Source organism: Acinetobacter sp. ANC_7588 (assembly GCF_056783995.1).
Window position 1 is genome coordinate 176,227 of the sequence record NZ_JBWYIU010000001.1, and the last position, 19,442, is coordinate 195,668.

At 37.4% G+C, this 19,442-nt stretch carries 17 protein-coding genes; 4 read left to right on the forward strand and 13 right to left on the reverse strand.

What is annotated here, in order from left to right; genetic code table 11:
• Positions 1-145 precede the first annotated feature (145 nt).
• Positions 146-862, forward strand: a complete 717-nt coding sequence (trmB, locus tag AC1M9J_RS00880; protein ID WP_035265903.1) for a tRNA (guanosine(46)-N7)-methyltransferase TrmB — start codon at positions 146-148, stop codon at positions 860-862.
• Positions 863-891: 29 nt separating this feature from the next.
• On the opposite strand, the gene AC1M9J_RS00885 is transcribed toward trmB, so the two are convergent.
• The 7 genes from AC1M9J_RS00885 to AC1M9J_RS00915 all read right to left on the reverse strand — a co-directional run bounded on the left by AC1M9J_RS00885 (position 892) and on the right by AC1M9J_RS00915 (position 7,892).
• Complete coding sequence (locus tag AC1M9J_RS00885; protein ID WP_092766132.1) at positions 892-1,668, reverse strand: Rossmann-like and DUF2520 domain-containing protein; 777 nt, start codon at positions 1,666-1,668, stop codon at positions 892-894.
• A gap of 85 nt (positions 1,669-1,753) precedes the next feature.
• Positions 1,754-2,779 carry a lysozyme inhibitor LprI family protein gene (locus AC1M9J_RS00890; protein ID WP_035265899.1) on the reverse strand — a complete coding sequence of 342 codons (1,026 nt, stop codon included), beginning with the start codon at positions 2,777-2,779 and terminating at the stop codon, positions 1,754-1,756.
• Positions 2,780-2,907: 128 nt separating this feature from the next.
• On the reverse strand, positions 2,908-3,807 hold the full coding sequence (locus AC1M9J_RS00895) for a lysozyme inhibitor LprI family protein (RefSeq protein ID WP_481589789.1): 900 nt from the start codon (positions 3,805-3,807) through the stop codon (positions 2,908-2,910).
• A 191-nt stretch (positions 3,808-3,998) separates the two neighbouring features.
• Positions 3,999-5,234 carry a dihydroorotase gene (locus tag AC1M9J_RS00900; protein ID WP_481586674.1) on the reverse strand — a complete coding sequence of 412 codons (1,236 nt, stop codon included), beginning with the start codon at positions 5,232-5,234 and terminating at the stop codon, positions 3,999-4,001.
• A 10-nt stretch (positions 5,235-5,244) separates the two neighbouring features.
• Positions 5,245-6,261 carry an aspartate carbamoyltransferase catalytic subunit gene (locus tag AC1M9J_RS00905; RefSeq protein ID WP_092766128.1) on the reverse strand — a complete coding sequence of 339 codons (1,017 nt, stop codon included), beginning with the start codon at positions 6,259-6,261 and terminating at the stop codon, positions 5,245-5,247.
• Positions 6,262-6,847: 586 nt separating this feature from the next.
• Positions 6,848-7,246, reverse strand: a complete 399-nt coding sequence (locus tag AC1M9J_RS00910) for a hypothetical protein (protein WP_179998337.1) — start codon at positions 7,244-7,246, stop codon at positions 6,848-6,850.
• 34 nt (positions 7,247-7,280) lie between these two features.
• On the reverse strand, positions 7,281-7,892 hold the full coding sequence (locus AC1M9J_RS00915; RefSeq protein WP_481613740.1) for a LysE family translocator: 612 nt from the start codon (positions 7,890-7,892) through the stop codon (positions 7,281-7,283).
• Between the two features lie 170 nt (positions 7,893-8,062).
• Here AC1M9J_RS00915 and rlmKL point away from each other — a divergent pair, with 170 nt between their 5' ends.
• A complete protein-coding gene (gene rlmKL, locus AC1M9J_RS00920) occupies positions 8,063-10,267 on the forward strand; it encodes a bifunctional 23S rRNA (guanine(2069)-N(7))-methyltransferase RlmK/23S rRNA (guanine(2445)-N(2))-methyltransferase RlmL (RefSeq protein WP_481589786.1) in 2,205 nt (734 codons plus the stop codon).
• Positions 10,268-10,318: 51 nt separating this feature from the next.
• Here the strand turns inward: rlmKL and AC1M9J_RS00925 are convergent, their stop codons facing one another.
• From AC1M9J_RS00925 to clpB, 5 genes are all read right to left on the reverse strand, one after another.
• A complete protein-coding gene (locus AC1M9J_RS00925; RefSeq protein WP_481951700.1) occupies positions 10,319-10,705 on the reverse strand; it encodes a hypothetical protein in 387 nt (128 codons plus the stop codon).
• A gap of 147 nt (positions 10,706-10,852) precedes the next feature.
• Positions 10,853-11,995 carry a GNAT family N-acetyltransferase gene (locus AC1M9J_RS00930; RefSeq protein ID WP_481595507.1) on the reverse strand — a complete coding sequence of 381 codons (1,143 nt, stop codon included), beginning with the start codon at positions 11,993-11,995 and terminating at the stop codon, positions 10,853-10,855.
• 10 nt (positions 11,996-12,005) lie between these two features.
• Positions 12,006-13,529, reverse strand: coding sequence for a GH3 family acyl-acid amido synthetase (locus AC1M9J_RS00935; protein ID WP_481595508.1), 1,524 nt, complete (start codon positions 13,527-13,529; stop codon positions 12,006-12,008).
• Complete coding sequence (locus AC1M9J_RS00940; RefSeq protein WP_481588431.1) at positions 13,529-14,365, reverse strand: hypothetical protein; 837 nt, start codon at positions 14,363-14,365, stop codon at positions 13,529-13,531. The genes AC1M9J_RS00935 and AC1M9J_RS00940 overlap by 1 nt, the downstream gene beginning before the upstream one ends.
• A 204-nt stretch (positions 14,366-14,569) precedes the next feature.
• Positions 14,570-17,146: an ATP-dependent chaperone ClpB gene (gene clpB, locus AC1M9J_RS00945; RefSeq protein ID WP_481595509.1), complete on the reverse strand. Its 2,577-nt coding sequence runs from the start codon at positions 17,144-17,146 to the stop codon at positions 14,570-14,572.
• A 442-nt stretch (positions 17,147-17,588) separates the two neighbouring features.
• Between clpB and AC1M9J_RS00950 the strand changes: the two genes are divergently transcribed.
• Positions 17,589-18,077, forward strand: coding sequence for a rhodanese-like domain-containing protein (locus tag AC1M9J_RS00950; protein ID WP_092766120.1), 489 nt, complete (start codon positions 17,589-17,591; stop codon positions 18,075-18,077).
• Between the two features lie 64 nt (positions 18,078-18,141).
• Here AC1M9J_RS00950 and AC1M9J_RS00955 read toward each other — a convergent pair whose 3' ends face one another.
• The gene (locus AC1M9J_RS00955; RefSeq protein WP_180027588.1) at positions 18,142-18,567 is read right to left on the reverse strand and encodes an OsmC family protein; all 426 of its coding nucleotides are present in this window, start codon (positions 18,565-18,567) and stop codon (positions 18,142-18,144) included.
• A 149-nt stretch (positions 18,568-18,716) separates the two neighbouring features.
• Here AC1M9J_RS00955 and crp point away from each other — a divergent pair, with 149 nt between their 5' ends.
• Positions 18,717-19,430: a cAMP-activated global transcriptional regulator CRP gene (gene crp / locus AC1M9J_RS00960; RefSeq protein ID WP_035265881.1), complete on the forward strand. Its 714-nt coding sequence runs from the start codon at positions 18,717-18,719 to the stop codon at positions 19,428-19,430.
• The last annotated feature ends 12 nt before the right edge of the window (positions 19,431-19,442 follow it).

Below are 19,442 nucleotides of genomic sequence, written 5' to 3' on the forward strand. Positions count from 1 at the left end.
ACAATTCATGACATTTTGAAAAAGTCCATGAATAGATCGACAAATCATTGATAGCTACGTAGTGCTTTCAGGTAGAAAAAGGTTTGACTTAGGAGACTCAGGTCTTAAAATACCGCATTCGAATTTTTTCTCATTTGCCAAAGTTATGTCGAACGATCAATTAGACCCGCAAGTTGTAGAATTAGACAACTTGAACGAGCATCGCGAAATTGTCACATTTATGCGCCGTTCATCTCCGTTGAATACTTCTCAACGAACTGCGCTTGAACAATATGGTCACTTAATTTTGGAATATCCTGTTGGTGATTTACGTCAGCAATTTGAGCATCCTGAACGTCCATTGACGGTTGAAATCGGTTTCGGTATGGGGCGCTCTCTTGTACTTATGGCAAAAGCCAATCCTGAACGCAATTATGTCGGCATCGAAGTACATGTTCCCGGCATTGCACAATGTGTATATGAAGCGGGTATGGCTGGTTTGACAAACTTACGTTTACTTGATGCGGATGCAATTCAAGTTTTGCGTGAAATGCCAGATAACAGTATCAATGCAATTCAACTTTATTTCCCCGATCCTTGGCAGAAAAAACGTCACCATAAACGTCGCTTCGTCTCACACGATCGTATGCCTTTAGTTGAAGAAAAACTTGAAATGGGTGGAACATTCCATGCTGCGACCGATTGGGAACCCTATGCAGAATGGATGTTAGATGTATTAGATAACCGCCCTCGTTTAGAAAATATGGCGGGTAAAGGTAACAGTTATCCTCGTCCTGACTGGCGTCCTCAAACTAAGTTTGAACGTCGTGGAATTGAAGAAGGCCATAAAATTAACGACTTCTTATTTAAAAAGATTCAATAATAAAAAAACAGGACTTAAGTCCTGTTTTTTTATTCTGATTGTCTTTTATAAATTTGATCACTCACCACACTATACACTTGGCTTAAATCCGTACGTCCAGCCTGCGCCAGCATCTCTTGATGCATATGGATAATGTTTTGATCACCACGCATCGCTGGACCAGTTTGCACCTGTTTTGGGGGATTTAAAGTCGCTTTTTTCGCAGTTTCCAAAATCAATGGGTACAATAAATTAAAATCGACTTTTTGTGCATCTACGAGCTGCTTAGCGACGTCATAGCAGTAGTTGGTAAAGTTACACGCGAAGACAGCTGCTAAATGCAAACTCAAGCGCTGTGTTGAGTCATATTGATAAACCTTTTGACTCAACTCTTTTGCCATTTGAGTCAAGGATGCTAAATCCTGGTCGCTCATCGCTTCAACAAATATTGGCGTACTCAACCAATCAATTTGACTTTCAAAGCTAAAGGTTTGTAGTGGATAGAACACACCTGCACGCTCATGATATTGCGTGATTTTAGAGATATGGGTACTGCCAGACGTATGTACAATTAAAGCCTGAGGAAGCTGTTTTGCAACTTTTTCAGCAACTTCTTCAATTGCCTTATCACTCACCACCAATAATGCAATATCAACAGTGTCTTCGAGATCTTCAATTGCATTGCATGGTCTAGCTCTTACTAAAGCCGCCAACAAATTGGCTTTAGATTGCTCTCGACTAAACACTTGGACAATCTCATGATGCTGACTCAATACCTGAGCCAAATGATGAGCTACGCGCCCTGCTCCAATCACACTAATACGCATATCGCTTCCACATATATTCTGTATACCTAAGCATGCCGATAAAAAAAGAGCGAATCAATTCGCCCTTTTGCTATATTGTAATGAATTAATTAAACACATTGTTTAGGTACACAATTCTCTCATTGGTCTTTTGAATGAAACATTTAGAATATTGCATCTCAACATTCATTTGATTCATTTCATTGTCCCAATATTGATAATGTTGCTGATAAGTTTCGCGTTCTTTTTCTGGGATACTTTCAATTGACTTTTGAGAGACCACTTTACAGTCCACGTCACGACGTTCGAACCATTCAGTTTGATCGCTCTTTAGCTGCTCTTTTTGTTCGCCGCTCAAATTATCCCAAGTTAAATTAAGTCGCTCGACAGCTCTTGCTTGCTCTTTATCTAAATCAGATTTTCTCAATTGCATAGCTTTGAGTGCCAAGGCCTTTTGTTTTTGTTGAACAGCCTCATACTCTTCGTAAGCTTTTGATTCATTCTGATTTGCTTTACGAAATGCTTCAAATTGAACAGCATATCTCGTCATACTTGCAGCAATATCTAACAATGCATTATCAGGTTGCACACTCAGCATTAAACCTTCTTTATCCGTCTTGGTAATCTCATAATTCAAAGTGCCTGTGAGCTTATCTTGCCCATAACTGATATTGCCATGAACATCATTAATCCAATGTTGGAGCGTATAACTACCTTCGTCATGTTCACATTCGTATTCGCAAGGTTTTTCAAGGTATGCATTTTCAGCACGACGTTGAAGCCCCTTCGGCAGGTGGATAACCAACTGGCTTGAACACGTCAATTTGTTTGTTGCATTTGAAGGATCACTCGTTGTTGTAATCGACTTGAGTTCAAATCTAAGCGATGAGTTGATTTGGGAAAGTAATTTTAAATCTGACTCATACTGATCTGTTGCTTTTAAACGACGATCTAAAATGTTGTTATATTCCTGTTGCGCAAAGCGTTCAATTTCTTTGACATTCGTAGGAGAAGTACAACTCCAATCAGCAATTTCTACATTCTGTGAGGTGTCTTTGCTTTTCTTATTCAGATCACAACCTGCAACGAAGATGGTAGAGATAATCAAAGCCAATTTAATCTTATACGTCATTTTTTATACCGCATATTTATAATTTTGACATATTTAATCAAATAAAAAACAACAACTCCATCACATTTTTATTTTTTTAAAATTTGATGCGTAAAAGCTAACGCTCAACAACCCTGTTTAATCAATGCCTAACTTAGAGTGAAAATTTTTTGCTGTAATTCAGATGTTCGACTAATCGCCATATTTGTTTCGCAATTCAATCGAAAAACTTCAGGATTATCGGCGCCTTCACTATTTAATTTACATTCTAAATTACGCTTTTTTGCCCACAGTTCTTGCTCGTATTGTATTTTTTGGCGTGCTTGAAGTGAAGCTCTACTCCATACAGAATTTAGATCCTCATTGGCTTGATCTAATTTAAGTTGTGCTTCAGCAATAAGAATGGATTGATAATCATCTGATGTTTTATTTTGCTGATTTAAAAGTGCTTGTTTCTTTTGACGATCTAACACTAAAGCCGTCAAACGTGATGGTTTTAAATGGGCATCTATTAGAACTTTTTGCATAAAACTGGTGAAATGTAGTGCATTCACCAATTGTACAGTTACTTCATGCTCTGAAATTCGTACACTATAATTTAACTCAGTAGAAATCTGATTGTTCTCAAAGTTTAATTGAGAAAGTGCAGCTGATTCTAAAACATTTGACTCTCGATTTAATGCGCGCGATACATCAGCATCCGTCAGATAATTTGATGGTAGTTCAGCAGTGACTCTTGCTGTACACATCGTCTGATCAGAGGATCTCATTTTCTTTATTTTATCAATGTTTTCAATTTTAAATTGAACTGGTTTCAAACTACGCTGTAAGAGTTGACCATCTATAATAACTTGATCATTTTCTATAATACTTTTGAGTTGAGTCGCTGAGATATTCGCGATGTCTTTATGGATGACTTGTTCGAGTTTTAATTGCACTTCAGGTTGATCACAACGATTAAAAGCATACATGATTGAATACACTTGTTGGCATCCTGACAATGCACCAACCATGCACAATGTGGTCAATGTTTTCATCCGAAGTTTCATGCTACTCCCCCAATCAAACTCAAGCTCTTGATACCAAACCTCATTGGTTTTGTTTTGATTCTTATTAAAGCTCTCAGTTAAATTTTATTAAAAAATACAGATCTTCATAAAATATACTGAATCATGAATTATTCAATCATCCAAAATAAAAAAGGCCGATATTAATCGACCTTTAAATGATTGAATTCACATTATTTTATGAAAGTACGAATTACCTTACCTTTGACTTTTTGATTAATCAACGGTGTATTTTTACCTTGAGAAATAATAGAAGATTTATCAAGTGTCCATTCCAAATCTGGATCAACCAGCACCCATCCAGCCTGTGCTTTCCATGTCTCAGTCATTTGTGCAACAGCAGCTGGCGCACTCGTTACTTTTTCAACCCACTCTAATGGACTAAATAAACCTTCTTCAATCAATTTGATTCCAAAAGGAACATATGAATCAAAAGCAGTAAAACCTGGCAAAGTCTCTGCAAAAGGTGCCATTTTTGCAGAACTACTGAGTGGTTCATGATGCGTACAAATCGCGTCAATTACTCCAGATTTCACTCCCTGACGAAGTAACTCTTTATCAGACTCTGAACGCAAAGGTGGACGTACATGTGCCAAGGAATTGAATCCATCAATTAAAGATTCCGTAAGATGTAACTGATGCATTGCAACATCACACGTGACTGGCAATCCTTTTTCCTTCGCGATACGTATTAACTCAACCGAAGCACCACAAGACAGTAATCCGAAGTGTGCGCGGACTTTTGTCGCCTCTATCATTAATAGATATTTTGCGATCGCGACCGTTTCTGCCAAAGCAGGAATCATTGGTAAACCTTGGCGTGAAGCAATAAAGCCTTCATGCACACAGCCATCTTTCGCAATTTGAGGCTCTTCAGCATAGAATACGACAGTTAAATTCAAACCTGCAGCATATTCAAGCGTACGAAGCACCACATCGTCATTCGCAAAAGGTGCATTTGCATTTGATACAGCAGTACAACCACCCTTTTTTAAACCTGCCATGTTGGCTGGTTGATTTCCTTGAAGCCCTTGTGTTTGTGCACCTATCACTTCAAGGTAAATCCCGCCATCTAACATTGCCTTTTCAACAAGACCATGAATTAAAGCACCATTGTCCTGAACGATAGGTTTTGAATCTGGTGGGGTAAATACATGTAAAATGCCATTTTCACGTGCTGCTTTACCTTCAGATTTCAACGTTCCATGTTGTTGTTGACCTGGCTCTCGTAAACGTGCACACAAATCAACCATCGTTGGCATCAACCATTTGCCTTGCCCATCGATGCTTTCATGCACATCTGAAGTCGCTTCGATGCGTTTTCCATCTTGAATAAAAATAGTTTGTATTTGATCAGTTTGAGCAATTGGATCTAGGACGCGTACATTTTCGACTTTAACAATAGACATGACTGATTCCTTATACCGCAACTGCTTCAATTAAACCTTGTTCTTGTAACTGACCCTGCATCGCCAGCGCGAGAACTGCCATACGCACCGCAATACCATTGGTCACCTGATTCAAAATCACTGATTGAGGACCATCTGCAATACTTGAATCAATCTCAACACCACGATTCATCGGCCCTGGATGCATCACGATACAATCAGGTTTGGCCAAAGCCAAACGCTCTTTGTTCAAACCATACATTTTGTAAAATTCAGCTTGTGAAGATAATGCAGGTGAATCGATACGTTCATTTTGAATACGTAAAGTAATGATGACATCACAATCCTTAATCCCAGCTTCCATATTGTTAAATAGGCGAACACCTTCACCATATTCATCGAAGCCATAAGGAAGTAACGTATTCGGCGCAATCACACGAATATCTTTACAACCTAATGTTTGCAATGCAGCCACATCAGAACGTGCAACTCGTGAATGTTTAATATCCCCAATGATCGCAATGGAAATATCTTCAAATTTTTTATTGGTTTCACGGCGAATCGTAAGCATATCCAACATTGCTTGTGTTGGATGCGCATGACGTCCATCACCCGCGTTGATAATCGCAACAGTTGGACAAACATCCTTCGCAATAAAATGTGCAGCACCCGATGAAGAATGTCGAACAACAAAGATATCGGCCGCCATTGCTTCTAAATTCCACAGTGTATCTCTCAGTGTTTCGCCTTTAGAAGTACTTGAGCGAGCAATATCAATATTGAGCACGTTGGCAGAAAGACGTTTTGCCGCTGCTTCAAATGTCGTTCGTGTACGTGTCGAATTTTCGAAAAACAGATTCATTACCGTTTTGCCTTCAAGCATATTATTGGTAATGAGCTGATTTTGGTCATTAAAAAAGGACTGTGCAGTGTCCAATATTTTTGTAAGAGTTTCTTTTGAAAGGCCTTCGATGGTGAGGAAGTGTTTGAGATTCCCATCTTGGTTGAGTTGAATCTGGCTCGGTGTATGCAATGCAGCGAAGTGCATGAGAGATTCCTTATACGTTAAGTTAACGTATTATACAGAAATTCTTTTCTGACCGCAGTTTAACTTTTAAACATTAGTTTTTTAAAAACTAGAAACCAATTAAATTTCAAAAATATAATTATTCCAAATACAACCACGCTGCCATAATTCACGCTTAATACATATATTTGCAACAATTCGAGACCTTTCCAATAATGGAAGTATATCTCCAACTGCAATTTTTATTGGTACATCAGGTATCAGATATTGCATTCTAGCAACTTGTACATTATTGGTGTCTATTTCAATCACTAGGCACTAACTTGAGTAAATTAATGATTGATTTGTGTCGTTGAATAATAAATCCCACCTTTCGGAATATGGTCCTTTCCTCCTTCTTCTAAAGAAAGCCATTAGATAAATACCGAAAATATTGGTTTAGGTTTCATCCTATTTAGCAATAAGTTTTTAAAAAATTTAATTTTTATAAGTTTACATGATACTTTTTTTCATGATCTTTCAATATCTAAAAATATGGACATTACCCCTTTTTTAAATTTATAGGCGCTGTAGTTTAGATTCAACGAGATTGATAACATGAGTAAATTCAACGCCAATAGAATATTCCATCTTTATCAAAAACAACAGATTCTTTCACTGTCTGTCTCTGCCCATTTTTCCAAACACGTGTCTGTATATCCACCTGAAACTTTCCATCATCACGATTGATCCATGCGATAGGTGTTGTTTCAATTCGATCATAATAATTAGAACGATAAAGACCCAACTTCCCCAAATTCATTCCTTCAACTTGACTAATATCAATTTCTTCTAGTAAATCTTGTCCAAATTGCATATAAATTGTGATTTTGTTCTTTCTATCTTGTTTTTGAGTGTCAATCGCTAAGGTCTTTTCGGCGTTCCATAACGCATGTGTTGAAATTTGTGCGTATATTTGCCCTTGAAAGAGAAAAAACAGACTCAATATTAAAGCGATTTTTTTCATATGGTTATTTTTTTGGCATTTTTATTGATTCAATTTAACCATAAAAATGCGCCCAACACATCTGAAGTGAAATAAAGATTAAAATCAATCCCATCCAAATATTAAAAATTCTTGCTCGATTTCCCACATTAAGAAACTGAGCCAATTTTTCCCCTGCATATCCCCAAAGCCATAAAGAGACATAGCAGACCATAAAATAAATCAAAACAAAAAGCGCTAAATAAACACTATTCTCTGAAGCTGAAAATAGAGCTGTACCTGAAACAGCGGCAATCCAAGCTTTTGGATTCAGCCACTGCATTAAAGCACCTTGCGTAAAATTTGGAATTTTCTCTAGATCTTGTTGATCCGTTTGAATTTTCTCGCCTTTAGCACTTAAAATATTCCAGCCAATCCAAACCAATAGAGCCGTTCCTAACAGCGCAATAGCATCCAAAAGAACCGGATACAATAAAATAATCTGATATAAACCAAAGCAAACTGCTGCAAGTAAAGCAGTAAATCCAATGGTAGCACCTGAAATAAAAGCAAAAGTTTTTCGAACACCAAAGTTCATACTGCTACTGAGAATAGTTAAATTAACAGGTCCAGGAGAGATAGACATCGATAATGAAAAAGTAAACATAGAGAAAATTAAAGCCAGCATATTTTTTATCTTTTAGTGTTTTTTTAGTTTTATGGGGCTATATCAACCAGTTTCAATCAATCTTTAAATTTAAATTATTTTTAAAATGGTTGTATCAGCGCATTAAAGCAGTTTTAAAATCAAAAATAAGTTAAAATATGCGATTGCTTTATTTGTCTTTGGGAATGTTCATGAATTCTAAACCTCGTCTTTCTACATATTGGGTTACCTGTGCAGATGGGCTTGAAACCTTACTTCAAGAAGAAATTGAAGGTTTAGGAGTACAAAACGTTGAACGTTTCCCTGGGCGATTGGTTTTCAAAGGTCAATTGGCTGATGCCTACCGCATTTGTATGTGGTCTCGTCTTGCATCACGTGTTTTGACGCCTATTCATACGTTTGAAGTTGAATTTACTCACGATGCACGCGATGTAGCTGAAGAACTCTACGAAGGTGCAAATAGTTTTGACTGGTCGCTTATTTTTGCACCTCAAAGTACATTTGCTGTGCGTTTACATGTTGAACGTGAGATCAAGGTCAATAGCCAATTCGCCACATTACGTGTAAAAGACGGTATCGTAGATTCCTTCATGGAGGCTGTCGGTAAACGTCCAAGCATCGATATCAAACAACCAGAAATTACCATTTATGCTTTGGCTGGTAAGAAAGAACATACTTTTTGTTTAGATTTGTCTGGTGATTCATTGCATAAACGTGGCTATCGCCACTATATGACTGATGCACCCATCAAAGAAAACTTGGCTGCAGCCATCCTTCAACATGCAAAATTAATTGAAAAGAATCCAGATATTGTTCTTGATCCAATGTGTGGTTCAGGAACATTCATTATTGAAGCTTTGATGATGTTAACTGACCGTGCTCCTGGTTTGGTTCGTCGTTTCGGCTTTAATGGCTGGAATGGTCATGATCATGATCTTTGGATGCAAATTAAAGGTGAAGCTGCGGAACGTCACAAAGTTGCCTTAGAAAAACCGCTTCCAAAATTCTATGCCTTTGACGCAGATTGGGAAGCAGTAAAAGCAACCAAAAATAATATCCGCGCTGCAGGATTTGAGGCATTGCTAGATCAAATTCAAATAGAAGAGCGCACCCTTTCTGATTGGCCAGATTTTAAGGCAGAAGGTAAATCTGTGGTCGTTGTCACCAACCCACCTTATGGTGAGCGTCTTGGTGATAAAGGCTCTAGCCGTTCATTCTATCTTGGTCTATCTGGCTTACTTCAAAAGAACTTTGCCAACCAAACTGCCGCAGTTATTGCAGCTCAAATTGAACAAGCAGACGTGTTGGCATTTAGCGAAACTCAAACACTTCGCTTAATGAATGGTAAGCTACCTATTTATATTCGCTCAGGTAAGATTAAGCCGCCTGTTGTGACACAACCTTTCTTAGCCAATTGGCAACCACTTCAATTCGATAAAATTGAAGGTGCTGAAGATTTTACAAATCGCCTGCAAAAGAATATGCAGAATTTGAAAAAATGGGCAGTAAAAGAAAATATCTATTGTTTGCGAATTTATGATGCTGATCTACCAGACTTCAATGTCGCCGTAGATCTATATGGTGACCGATTGCATGTTCAAGAATATGCCCCACCAAAATCAATCGATCCTGAAAAAGCGAAAAAACGTTTTAATCTTGCTTTACAAGCTATCCGTGCTGTCACAGGTTTAGGTCGCGATGCCATTTTTATCAAGACTCGTGCTCGTCAGGAAGGTAAAAACCAATACACAAAACAAAGTACTGCCTCTAAACGCTTTATCGTTCAAGAAGGCAAAGCGAAAATTTTGGTTAACCTCACAGATTATTTGGATACTGGCCTTTTCCTCGACCATCGCCAAATTCGCTTACGCATCGCTGCTGAAGCAAAAGGTAAACATTTCCTTAATCTATACAGTTATACCTCAACTGCAAGTTTACATGCTGCGTTAGGTGGTGCTGCGAGCACGACCAGTGTCGACCTTTCAAATACTTATTTGAACTGGTCTAAAGAAAACTTTGTCTTAAATGGTTTAACGGTTGATCATGCTGACCAACAACACCAGTTCTTTGCCAGCGATTGTTTTGAATGGTTAAAAGAAGGTCATGAACAATATGACTTAATCTTTATCGATCCGCCAACGTTCTCGAACTCTAAAAAATTCCATGGTACGTTTGACGTTCAACGTGATCACTTATCCCTGATTAAACGTGCAATGAATCGTTTAACCACTGGTGGTACGCTGTATTTCTCAAATAACTATCGTGGTTTCGAATTAGACGACGAAATCAAAGCGTTTTATGACATTGAAGAACTCACCCATGAAACAATTGGTCTAGACTTTAAACGTAATACTAAAATTCATCGTTCATGGAAAATTAGACACCTTCAAGCCTAATGACTAGAGAGCTGGACCAATAAAAAAAAGGGCAATTCGTTTGCCCTTTTTTTATTTTTTTAAATTTTTTGAAGGTGAATATTCCTTTGTCACAATAATGGTTGGATCTGTTGAAACATAGACAGTGCGTGGTAGCGTATCATAAGGATAATACGTCAGTGGTTTAATGGTTTTGCTAATCTGCTCTGGATCTGCTTTTTTGCTCAATTCAAAATCAGAAACTGCATTTGAAACCAATTGCTTCTGATTAAACTCTTCTGCTTGAGTCTGAGCCAAATGTTGTTGATTTTGTATTTGTACCTCAGCGCTCTGTGATACTTCTTTTTTTAATTCTTGCACTAAATTTTCATTCAAATTCTGATCAATCACTTGCTGTTCGATGAGTTCAGATTCATCTAATTGCTGTGCAGTTGCCCATTGGAAACCACACATCAGCATGCAAGAAATTAAAATTGACCGTCGAAAAGTAACACTTATGAATTCCATTTTTTATCTCGAGAATTATTATTGTAATTTTATTTATATATTTATTAATTACAGCTAATCAAGTGCGTTCACTCGCATTCCGATGAACGCACCATATTCTTAAATACGACTCACTTCAAAGTAAGAGTATTTAGAACGATCAATCACGTCATAGGGTTTACTTTCATAACTATGAAGCGTGTGAACTGCTTTCATTTTATGTGATGAACACTGCTCTAGAACTTGCTTACGTGGGTCATTCTCAACCACAGTCACACAAAATGATGTTTTACCCTGAGCTTTCACCAATGTATTTACTTTGGTCAGCATAAACTTTAGTACGTCTAACGCACTTGGATCACAGAGGAAACTATGCGTCATGAGATAATCAAAGGATTGCCCTTCTTCGGGAAGCGTTAACTGTCCAGTAATTCGAGCATAAGTGTTATAGACAGGTTTTAACAGTTTTAACGTTGTAGAATAACTCGCCACTTTAGTTTGTTTGAAATCTTTTTGATCCCACAAACCAAATAAACCTACGATTTTATGATCTGAATTGAGCACTAAATGAAAGTCTTCTAATCTCAGCCCATACCAAAAAGGATGATTAGCTTCCAATAACTGTCTAAAGTCATAATCAGGTAAAAAATTATAATGGGAAGCCATTTCTTGTATAAAACCATTGACCGCATCAATCTTATCTATGGTCATTGTTTCAAGGCGAAGTTCAGCAGACTGCTTAAACTTAGGCACCTTAGAAATGGTAAAAGTGGTCATCGAATCAAAGATATAAGGTAAAGCATATCCTTCTCTTTCACGATGCATCATATTACGAGCTACTTTATTATCTTCTAAAATCACACTCTGGAAGATAATTTCACGAGGGAAACATTCAAAAATGTATTCCATAAATACATTAAACGCTTTTTTACCCCGAGCTGTAAGTTTGATTCGTAAATCTGATACATAGCGTAATTGTTCAGTGACGCCATTGATCCAATACGATTTCCAACCGATGTTCATCATGGCAATAATTTGATCAGGCTGATCTTGATGTACGACAACCAAAATTTCAGGCTTATTATATTGTGCATGTGTAGCCCGAAAATAACTCGGTTTCCGCTCAAATGAAATCACCATACCGTTACTCGGCATACTTTCAGAAATCAGCTCAATCAATTGAGGATCATCTTGCTCCGCAGCATAACGTAGATAAAATTCAGGCGAGATTTTTGATCGATATAGTAAATTTTGCTCTGTCATTTTTAAATTCTTAAATAAATTTCATTTTCTTCAACGGTTCTGGCTTGATATTCCCCTCAATCATGCCATTGCGCATTGCGATTGTCTTATATTCATGCCATGCATCTTCCACATGCATCACGCGTGCTTCATCTAATTGCCCTAAATTACGTGCCAACTCATAGTGAAAATTTTGTTTTAGCAATTGATCTAACTGTTGATCGGACGGCTGCCCACTCACACTACCCTCAGAAAGCAAAACATAATAAGGTTTCGATTCGGTCTGTTCTATACCGAGTAAACTAATGGGTAAAAAACCGTTTTGTTTAAATGTATCGATCACACTCAAAGCAACAGATTGATCAATCTTTTCTCCGACCAAATCAACTGTCATCTTTCGACCGAGAAATTTAAAGCACGGAATGCCCTGATAAAAAGAATCAACCAATAATTCATCATCAATAATGTAGCGTTTTAGGCCAGACCCTGTCGTAATAATCGGACTCACGATTTGACCTGGTTTAAGCTGCCAAGCAGGATAAATTTGCTGAGTATCTAAATCTTGAAACTCATAAAAATGAGCTTGATACATCAAGGGATAATGATCATCTAAAGGTATAGTCACTACGCCTTCAGTGGCCCAAAGCCCTTTACCTTCAAAACTTACACCCTTAATTTTGGTTTTTAAAATTTGTGCCCAGTGCTGTGCGCTTGCGGTATCCCAAGATGAAATTAAAAATAGCTTTGGCCACAATTTTTTCCAACAAGTCGGATCTTCCAAATCTAATCGTTCTAGAATCTGGCTACGTTTTACTGATTTTTTTATTTTTAAAAAATCTAAACTTTGACGACTCCACTGACCAGTCGATAAAACCTCAACGATTTCACTCTTATTTTCTTGGATAATTTCGATCAGTTGCAGTGCAAAAGTTGGGCTCCACACTGAAATCATGCCGAGATTTTCATCTCTGACTAAATATACAGCCGTAGCGAACATCGCATCTTCAGCAGTTTCTGCCAAAGCAATGTCAGCAGGCACGGCCTGCGTAATTTGAGTTAAAATTCGTTTTGAAAAAGAAAGTAAGGCACTATCATCATTTAAATTATGAGTGGTCGTCAGTTGACGCTGGCTTTCAGGCAACCAAGATACAGACCAATAGTGAGTTGTACGTTTTAGTTCAGGATAACGACGATATAAACTCGTGAGCCATAAACCAATCGCCTGATCTATTTCATCTAAAAATTGTTGGGTATATGGAATAAATTTGAGTGCTTCACTTGAACCACTTGTAGGCTGGAATCGGATAATTTTACTTTTATTAAGTAAATTTACGCCTTGATTACGTGATGCTTCAACTTTCTGCTTCCAATCAGCATAACGTGTTACTGGAAAATGTTGAGCAAACGACTCATATTCCATCTTTGGATCATCACATATAACTTTTAATTTATCACGCTGAACTTTTTCCAATTGATCAGCGTATTGATAAAAGTCTTTAAATGATTTTTTACAGGCCAAATTTAAAACTTGATGAGCTGCAAATATCACAGACATTAGGCCACCTTAGAATCTTGATCTTGATCTTTGGTTTGAGCCGATTTAGATAATTTATCTTTATTCAGATTCGACTTATTTTTTTTGAGCGATGATTTTTTCACAAACCTTACCGCTGTTTGCAAAATATCAACCCAACGCAGCTCACCAATACACGGTAATTCAGTACCTTGAACCCAAGATGGATTGCATTCCTCAAAAAACTCAATTTTACGATTTTTCTGGCGCATTTCTTCTGTTATTGGGGCCACATCAGGTTTCAGACACTGATAGTTTTCTCCAAAATCAATCAGCTTTGATTCATCATCATAGTATTCTGCAAAATACTCACGACAATACGCTTCAACATAATCTTTTAAATATTCATCTTTATTTTCTGGATTTGGATAATAGTGATAATAATTATTTGCAAGAAGTAAGTAGGTCTTAAAGCCCTTTGAGATCAGCATCCAATAGATCGGTACCCCCGTATGACGTAATTTGAAGGTCATTACATAACGAAACATCGCACGTTGTAATGCTCGACTACCCCAATACGCCTCCTCAATAATGGTATCACCACTAAAAAAAGCATGGGCAGTTTTACCATTCACGGTAAAATTTCGCTCCATTACAGTTGAGAAACCCACTAAAAAATCTTTTTTGGGTTCTCGAATGATAAACACACCAGTCTTTTCCAGAAGGTCTCTTTCAAAAATTTCAAAGACTGTATTTGAATAATAGTTACTGTAAATATTGAACATCTTTTCAATATCACGGGGTTTTAAATCTTTTACCTTAACAAACTCACTATAAGGTTCTTTTTTTAATTTTCGGAGTCGTTTTAATTCTAGCATATTGATCCCATTAAGCTAAACAATGAATTCCTTTTGTGAATCAATAAACAAATTAAACATTTATTCACAAAAATATTGAGTGCAATCTTATACTTAATAGATTTGAGTAGCAATTTTATTAAAAAATAAATTTATTATTTTTAAATCACTTAAATGAAAAAAAACCTGAACGAATTCAGGTTTTCTAAGTTTGTTTATTAAATTCTAATTTAATTTAAGTTTACTAAAACTCAAATTTCCATCAGTGCTTTGTATAACAATTGTATCTCCTGGCAAAAATTCTCCCGCTAAGATTTTTTGAGCCAATGTATTTTCAACCTTTTGTTGAATAGCACGTTTAAGTGGTCGAGCCCCATAGATTGGGTCATATCCTGCCTCAATTAATTCATCGAAAGCAGTGTCATCTACAGTCAAACTTAAATCACGATCAGCCAAACGAGCACGTAAGCGATCTAACTGAATATCCGCGATACCTCGAATCTGCGATTTTTTCAGTGCATGGAAGATTACAAGCTCATCAATTCGGTTAATAAACTCTGGTCTAAAATGCTCAGAAACAGCAGCCATCACAACACTGCGTACATCTTGTTCCGTCGCCATGTCACCTAATTCGCGCACTTCATTTGAACCTAAGTTTGAAGTCATGACGATCACGGTATTTTTAAAATCCACCACACGCCCTTGCGAATCAGTCAAGCGACCATCGTCAAGTACCTGAAGCAGAATATTAAATACATCTGGATGAGCCTTCTCTACTTCATCAAATAACACCACGCTATAAGGCTTACGGCGAACTGCTTCAGTTAGCACACCACCCTCTTCATAACCAACATAACCAGGAGGTGCTCCCACCAAACGACTAACAGAATGTTTCTCCATAAATTCAGACATATCGATACGGATCATGGCATCGTCACTGTCAAATAAGAAGTTTGCTAAAGCTTTAGTTAACTCAGTTTTACCGACACCTGTTGGACCTAAAAATAAGAATGAACCACTTGGGCGATTTGGATCTGAAAGTCCAGCACGTGAGCGTCGTACAGCATTAGAAACTGCAACTACCGCTTCATCTTGGCCTACGACGCGGTTATGTAAAAATGTTTCCATACTGAGTAATTTTTCACGCTCACCCTGTAGCATTTTTGCTACAGGAATTCCTGTTGCTGCACTTACAACTTCGGCAATTTCATTGTCCGTCACTTTATTACGCAATAATTTAGGTTCAACTTTCTCTTCAGATGCTTCTTCACTGAGTCGTTTCTCCAAATCAGGAATTACTCCATATTGAAGTCGTGCCATTTCAGCTAGATCATTTTCACGTTGTGCCTTTTGCATCGCAATACGTGCTTGATCAAGCTCAGCCTGAGTTTGTTGATCGCCTTGGACCAAACGCTTTTCAGAAATCCACACTTCTTCAAGATCGCTGTATTCCTTCTCCACTTCAGCAATTTGTTTTTCTAAGTGTGAAACTTCAGCTTTACTTCCCGCATCTTCGTCTTTTTTTACAGCCTCAAGCTGTAATTTGAGTTGAATAAGACGACGCTCTAATTTATCTAGAGACTCAGGTTTTGAATCAAGCTCCATCTTAATTCGAGATGCCGCCTCATCAATTAGATCAATCGCTTTATCTGGTAGTTGACGATCTGTAATGTAGCGATGTGACATTTTAGCTGCAGCAATGATGGCAGAATCTAAGATTTTGACACCATGATGTACTTCATAGCGCTCTTTTAATCCACGTAAAATCGCAATCGTGTCTTCAACGCTAGGCTCGTCAACCAATACTTTCTGGAAACGACGTTCAAGTGCTGCATCTTTTTCAATGAATTGTCGATATTCATCTAAAGTTGTAGCACCTACACAACGTAATTCTCCGCGTGCTAAAGCAGGTTTCAACATGTTACCTGCATCCATTGCACCGTCGCCTTTACCTGCACCGACTAGAGTGTGCAACTCATCGATAAACAGAATAATTTCACCATCATGTTTAGCTAGATCTTTTAATACTGCTTTTAAGCGCTCTTCAAATTCACCACGATATTTTGCACCAGCTAAAAGCGATCCAAGATCAAGTGATAAGACACGTTTATTTTTTAAACTTTCAGGCACTTCTCCATTGACGATACGCTGTGCTAAACCCTCAACAATGGCAGTTTTACCAACACCCGGTTCACCAATCAAAACAGGATTATTTTTTGTACGGCGTGATAAAACTTGGACTGTTCGACGAATTTCATCATCTCGCCCAATCACTGGATCAAGCTTGCCAGAAAGTGCTCGCTCAGTGAGATCAATGGTGTATTTGTTTAATGAATCACGTTGATCTTCATGATTGTTACTCATGACTTTTTCATCACCTCGAACTTTAGTTATCGCCGCTTTTAAACCTGCGGATTGAACACCAACCGCATTTAAAATAGTTTTGGTTGCACCTGTTTCTGCTAAACCAAGTAACACCCAATCTGTTGAAAGAAACTCATCACCCGATTTTTGTGCATAACTATCTGCCAAGTTAAGCGCTTTAACCGCATCTGGACTGAGATTGATATCCCCAGTTGGATGGGCAAGTGTTGGTGCATCAGCAAGCGCCTGTTGCAACTTTGTGCTCAATTCTCGTAAATTCGCCCCTGCCTGCTGCAACAAACTCATATTTGATGGCTCTTCAAGCAGTGTCGATAGTATATGGATGCCTTCAATCGCTGTATGATCCTTGCCCATTGCTAAAGATTGCGCATCAGATAAGGCTTGCTGTAAGCGATTTGTAAATTTTTCAAAACGCATTATTATTTTCCTCACAACAAATTTGGTACTTGCTTAGTTAATGGGTGAGAAGCGTCATATTTCAAGTCGTTTTTTTAATTATTTTCTTAAATTTCAATTATTTAAAAAATAAAGATAGATTATAATTATAATATTTGTGCTGCTCATACATTTTTCAATACCACTTCACAATTTTTTCATGGTGATTATGATATTTATCTACTATTCACTACATATGACAAAGAAAATATATTCTCAGTAAACGGTCATTATTGTTCTCAAATCATCACATAGGAGTACGCCGAACTTATATCGACCTAATCGGTACATGTTGTGCAAAATCATTCAATATGAATTTATAAGATAAACAATTAATTTTATATTTATTTAAAGAATATAGATAAAACTTATAATAATCACCGTTTTCCATAAACGGATGATTTAATCATTCAGGCATACTTATATGAATCATTTTATAAATCTCTCAGAAAATAAAGTCCATCAAGATAAAATTAAATTTATTTTATCTGAAGCAAAAAAAAATGTAGAAGATCATACACTCCTCTTTGCAGGCTCTTTAAAACCCCAAGATGCGTGGCTTTTATTTCAATCCCAGCAAGCGATCATTATTGATGTCAGAACACATGAAGAGCGAAAATTCGTAGGTTATGTCGAACATTCAGAACATATTCCTTGGCTGACAGGCATCTCACTTGAACGTAACCCAGAGTTTTTAGAGAAGTTACAATCTTTTGTTAATGTATATGATATCATTTTGCTCATGTGCCGTAGTGGAAAGCGCTCCGCGGCAGCAGCGAGTGTGGCGTATAATGCTGGTTTCACAAACGTATATAATATCGATCAAGGTTTTGAAGGTGATTTAGATCCCAACTCCCATCGTGGTACTTACAATGGCTGGCGATTTCACAATCTGCCATGGGTACAAGAGTAAAATTGATTCGCTCAACTTACATAAAAAAAGCAACCTTAAGGTTGCTTTTTTCAACTCGATAAAATCAAGCTTCGGCTTCAATGATTTCAAAATCATGTGTAATTTCAACACCGCCATCTGAAAGCATTTTACTTGCTGAGCAATATTTTTCTGCAGATAGCTCAACCGCTTTAGCAACTTGCTTTTCTTTAACTGCTTTTCCTGTAACCACAAAATGCAAATGTATCTTCGTGAAAACCGCGGGAATTGTGTCTGCCCTCTCGGCTTTCAACTGACATTGAACACCCATCACATCTTGTCTAGATTTTTTTAATATGGTCACAATATCAAACGAAGCACACCCACCAAGCCCCATTAATATAAGTTCCATCGGACGTGGACCACGGTTTTCACCACCGTAAGCTTCAGCACCATCCATGATAATTTGGTGACCGCTTTCAGATTTTGCTTCAAAAGCAACATTCTCTAACCAATGTACGCTAGTATGCATTGCAACTACCTAAAAAAAACTATAAATTTACTTAGGACTGTACACTAGCATATATTGAGCTGATAAGGAATTTCACCTCTTATGCTTCACGTGGCAAGTTTATTTAGGTCTAAAGATCTAGTTACTATCCAAATCGGAATTTAAAAAGCATGACTTCTAATTTTTCACAACTTAGTACAGATGCTTTGTCGCCAGGTCAATTACCTGAATCTGTCAAAGCTTTGCTCAAGCGTGCGCACATCAATAGATTTCCAAAACGAACTTCAATTATTGATGCGGGCTCAGAGTCGAAATCTCTGTATCTAATTTTAAAAGGGTCGGTTTCAATTATTTTACGTGAAGATGATGAACGTGAAATTGTGGTAGCCTATTTAAACCCAGGGGACTTTTTTGGAGAGATGGGATTATTTGAAAGTAATCCTCAGCGTACTGCAGAAGTACGTACACGTGATGTATGTGAGATTGCTGAAATTTCATATGCTAACTTCCATGAAGTAAGTAAGCAGTATCCAGATCTTAGCTATGCGGTGTTCGCACAGCTTGTTCGTCGCTTAAAAAATACAACTCGAAAAGTAACTGACCTAGCATTTATTGATGTATCGGGTCGTATTGCACGTTGTTTAATCGACTTGTCAGCTCAACCTGAAGCAATGATTCTTCCAAATGGACGCCAAATTCGTATTACTCGTCAAGAAATTGGTCGTATTGTAGGTTGTTCACGTGAAATGGTTGGTCGTGTTCTTAAAACACTTGAAGAACAAGGCATGATTGAAACTGATGGTAAAGCTATCTTAATTTTTGATTCATCATTAGAAGCAGTAAATTCTGTTGAAGAAGACTTTGACAACAATGATGATGAATAAATTTTCATCTGA

Coding starts and splice junctions, on each gene's coding strand:
- AC1M9J_RS00935 (WP_481595508.1), bottom strand. CDS start 13,529: ATGTCTGTGATATTTGCAGCTCATCAAGTTTTAAATTTGGCCTGTAAA.
- trmB (WP_035265903.1), top strand. CDS start 146: ATGTCGAACGATCAATTAGACCCGCAAGTTGTAGAATTAGACAACTTG.
- AC1M9J_RS00925 (WP_481951700.1), bottom strand. CDS start 10,705: ATGCTGATGTGTGGTTTCCAATGGGCAACTGCACAGCAATTAGATGAA.
- AC1M9J_RS00950 (WP_092766120.1), top strand. CDS start 17,589: ATGAATCATTTTATAAATCTCTCAGAAAATAAAGTCCATCAAGATAAA.
- AC1M9J_RS00885 (WP_092766132.1), bottom strand. CDS start 1,668: ATGCGTATTAGTGTGATTGGAGCAGGGCGCGTAGCTCATCATTTGGCT.
- AC1M9J_RS00890 (WP_035265899.1), bottom strand. CDS start 2,779: ATGACGTATAAGATTAAATTGGCTTTGATTATCTCTACCATCTTCGTT.
- AC1M9J_RS00930 (WP_481595507.1), bottom strand. CDS start 11,995: ATGACAGAGCAAAATTTACTATATCGATCAAAAATCTCGCCTGAATTT.
- AC1M9J_RS00905 (WP_092766128.1), bottom strand. CDS start 6,261: ATGCACTTCGCTGCATTGCATACACCGAGCCAGATTCAACTCAACCAA.
- AC1M9J_RS00915 (WP_481613740.1), bottom strand. CDS start 7,892: ATGCTGGCTTTAATTTTCTCTATGTTTACTTTTTCATTATCGATGTCT.
- AC1M9J_RS00910 (WP_179998337.1), bottom strand. CDS start 7,246: ATGAAAAAAATCGCTTTAATATTGAGTCTGTTTTTTCTCTTTCAAGGG.
- crp (WP_035265881.1), top strand. CDS start 18,717: ATGACTTCTAATTTTTCACAACTTAGTACAGATGCTTTGTCGCCAGGT.
- AC1M9J_RS00955 (WP_180027588.1), bottom strand. CDS start 18,567: ATGCATACTAGCGTACATTGGTTAGAGAATGTTGCTTTTGAAGCAAAA.
- AC1M9J_RS00895 (WP_481589789.1), bottom strand. CDS start 3,807: ATGAAACTTCGGATGAAAACATTGACCACATTGTGCATGGTTGGTGCA.
- AC1M9J_RS00940 (WP_481588431.1), bottom strand. CDS start 14,365: ATGCTAGAATTAAAACGACTCCGAAAATTAAAAAAAGAACCTTATAGT.
- rlmKL (WP_481589786.1), top strand. CDS start 8,063: ATGAATTCTAAACCTCGTCTTTCTACATATTGGGTTACCTGTGCAGAT.
- clpB (WP_481595509.1), bottom strand. CDS start 17,146: ATGCGTTTTGAAAAATTTACAAATCGCTTACAGCAAGCCTTATCTGAT.
- AC1M9J_RS00900 (WP_481586674.1), bottom strand. CDS start 5,234: ATGTCTATTGTTAAAGTCGAAAATGTACGCGTCCTAGATCCAATTGCT.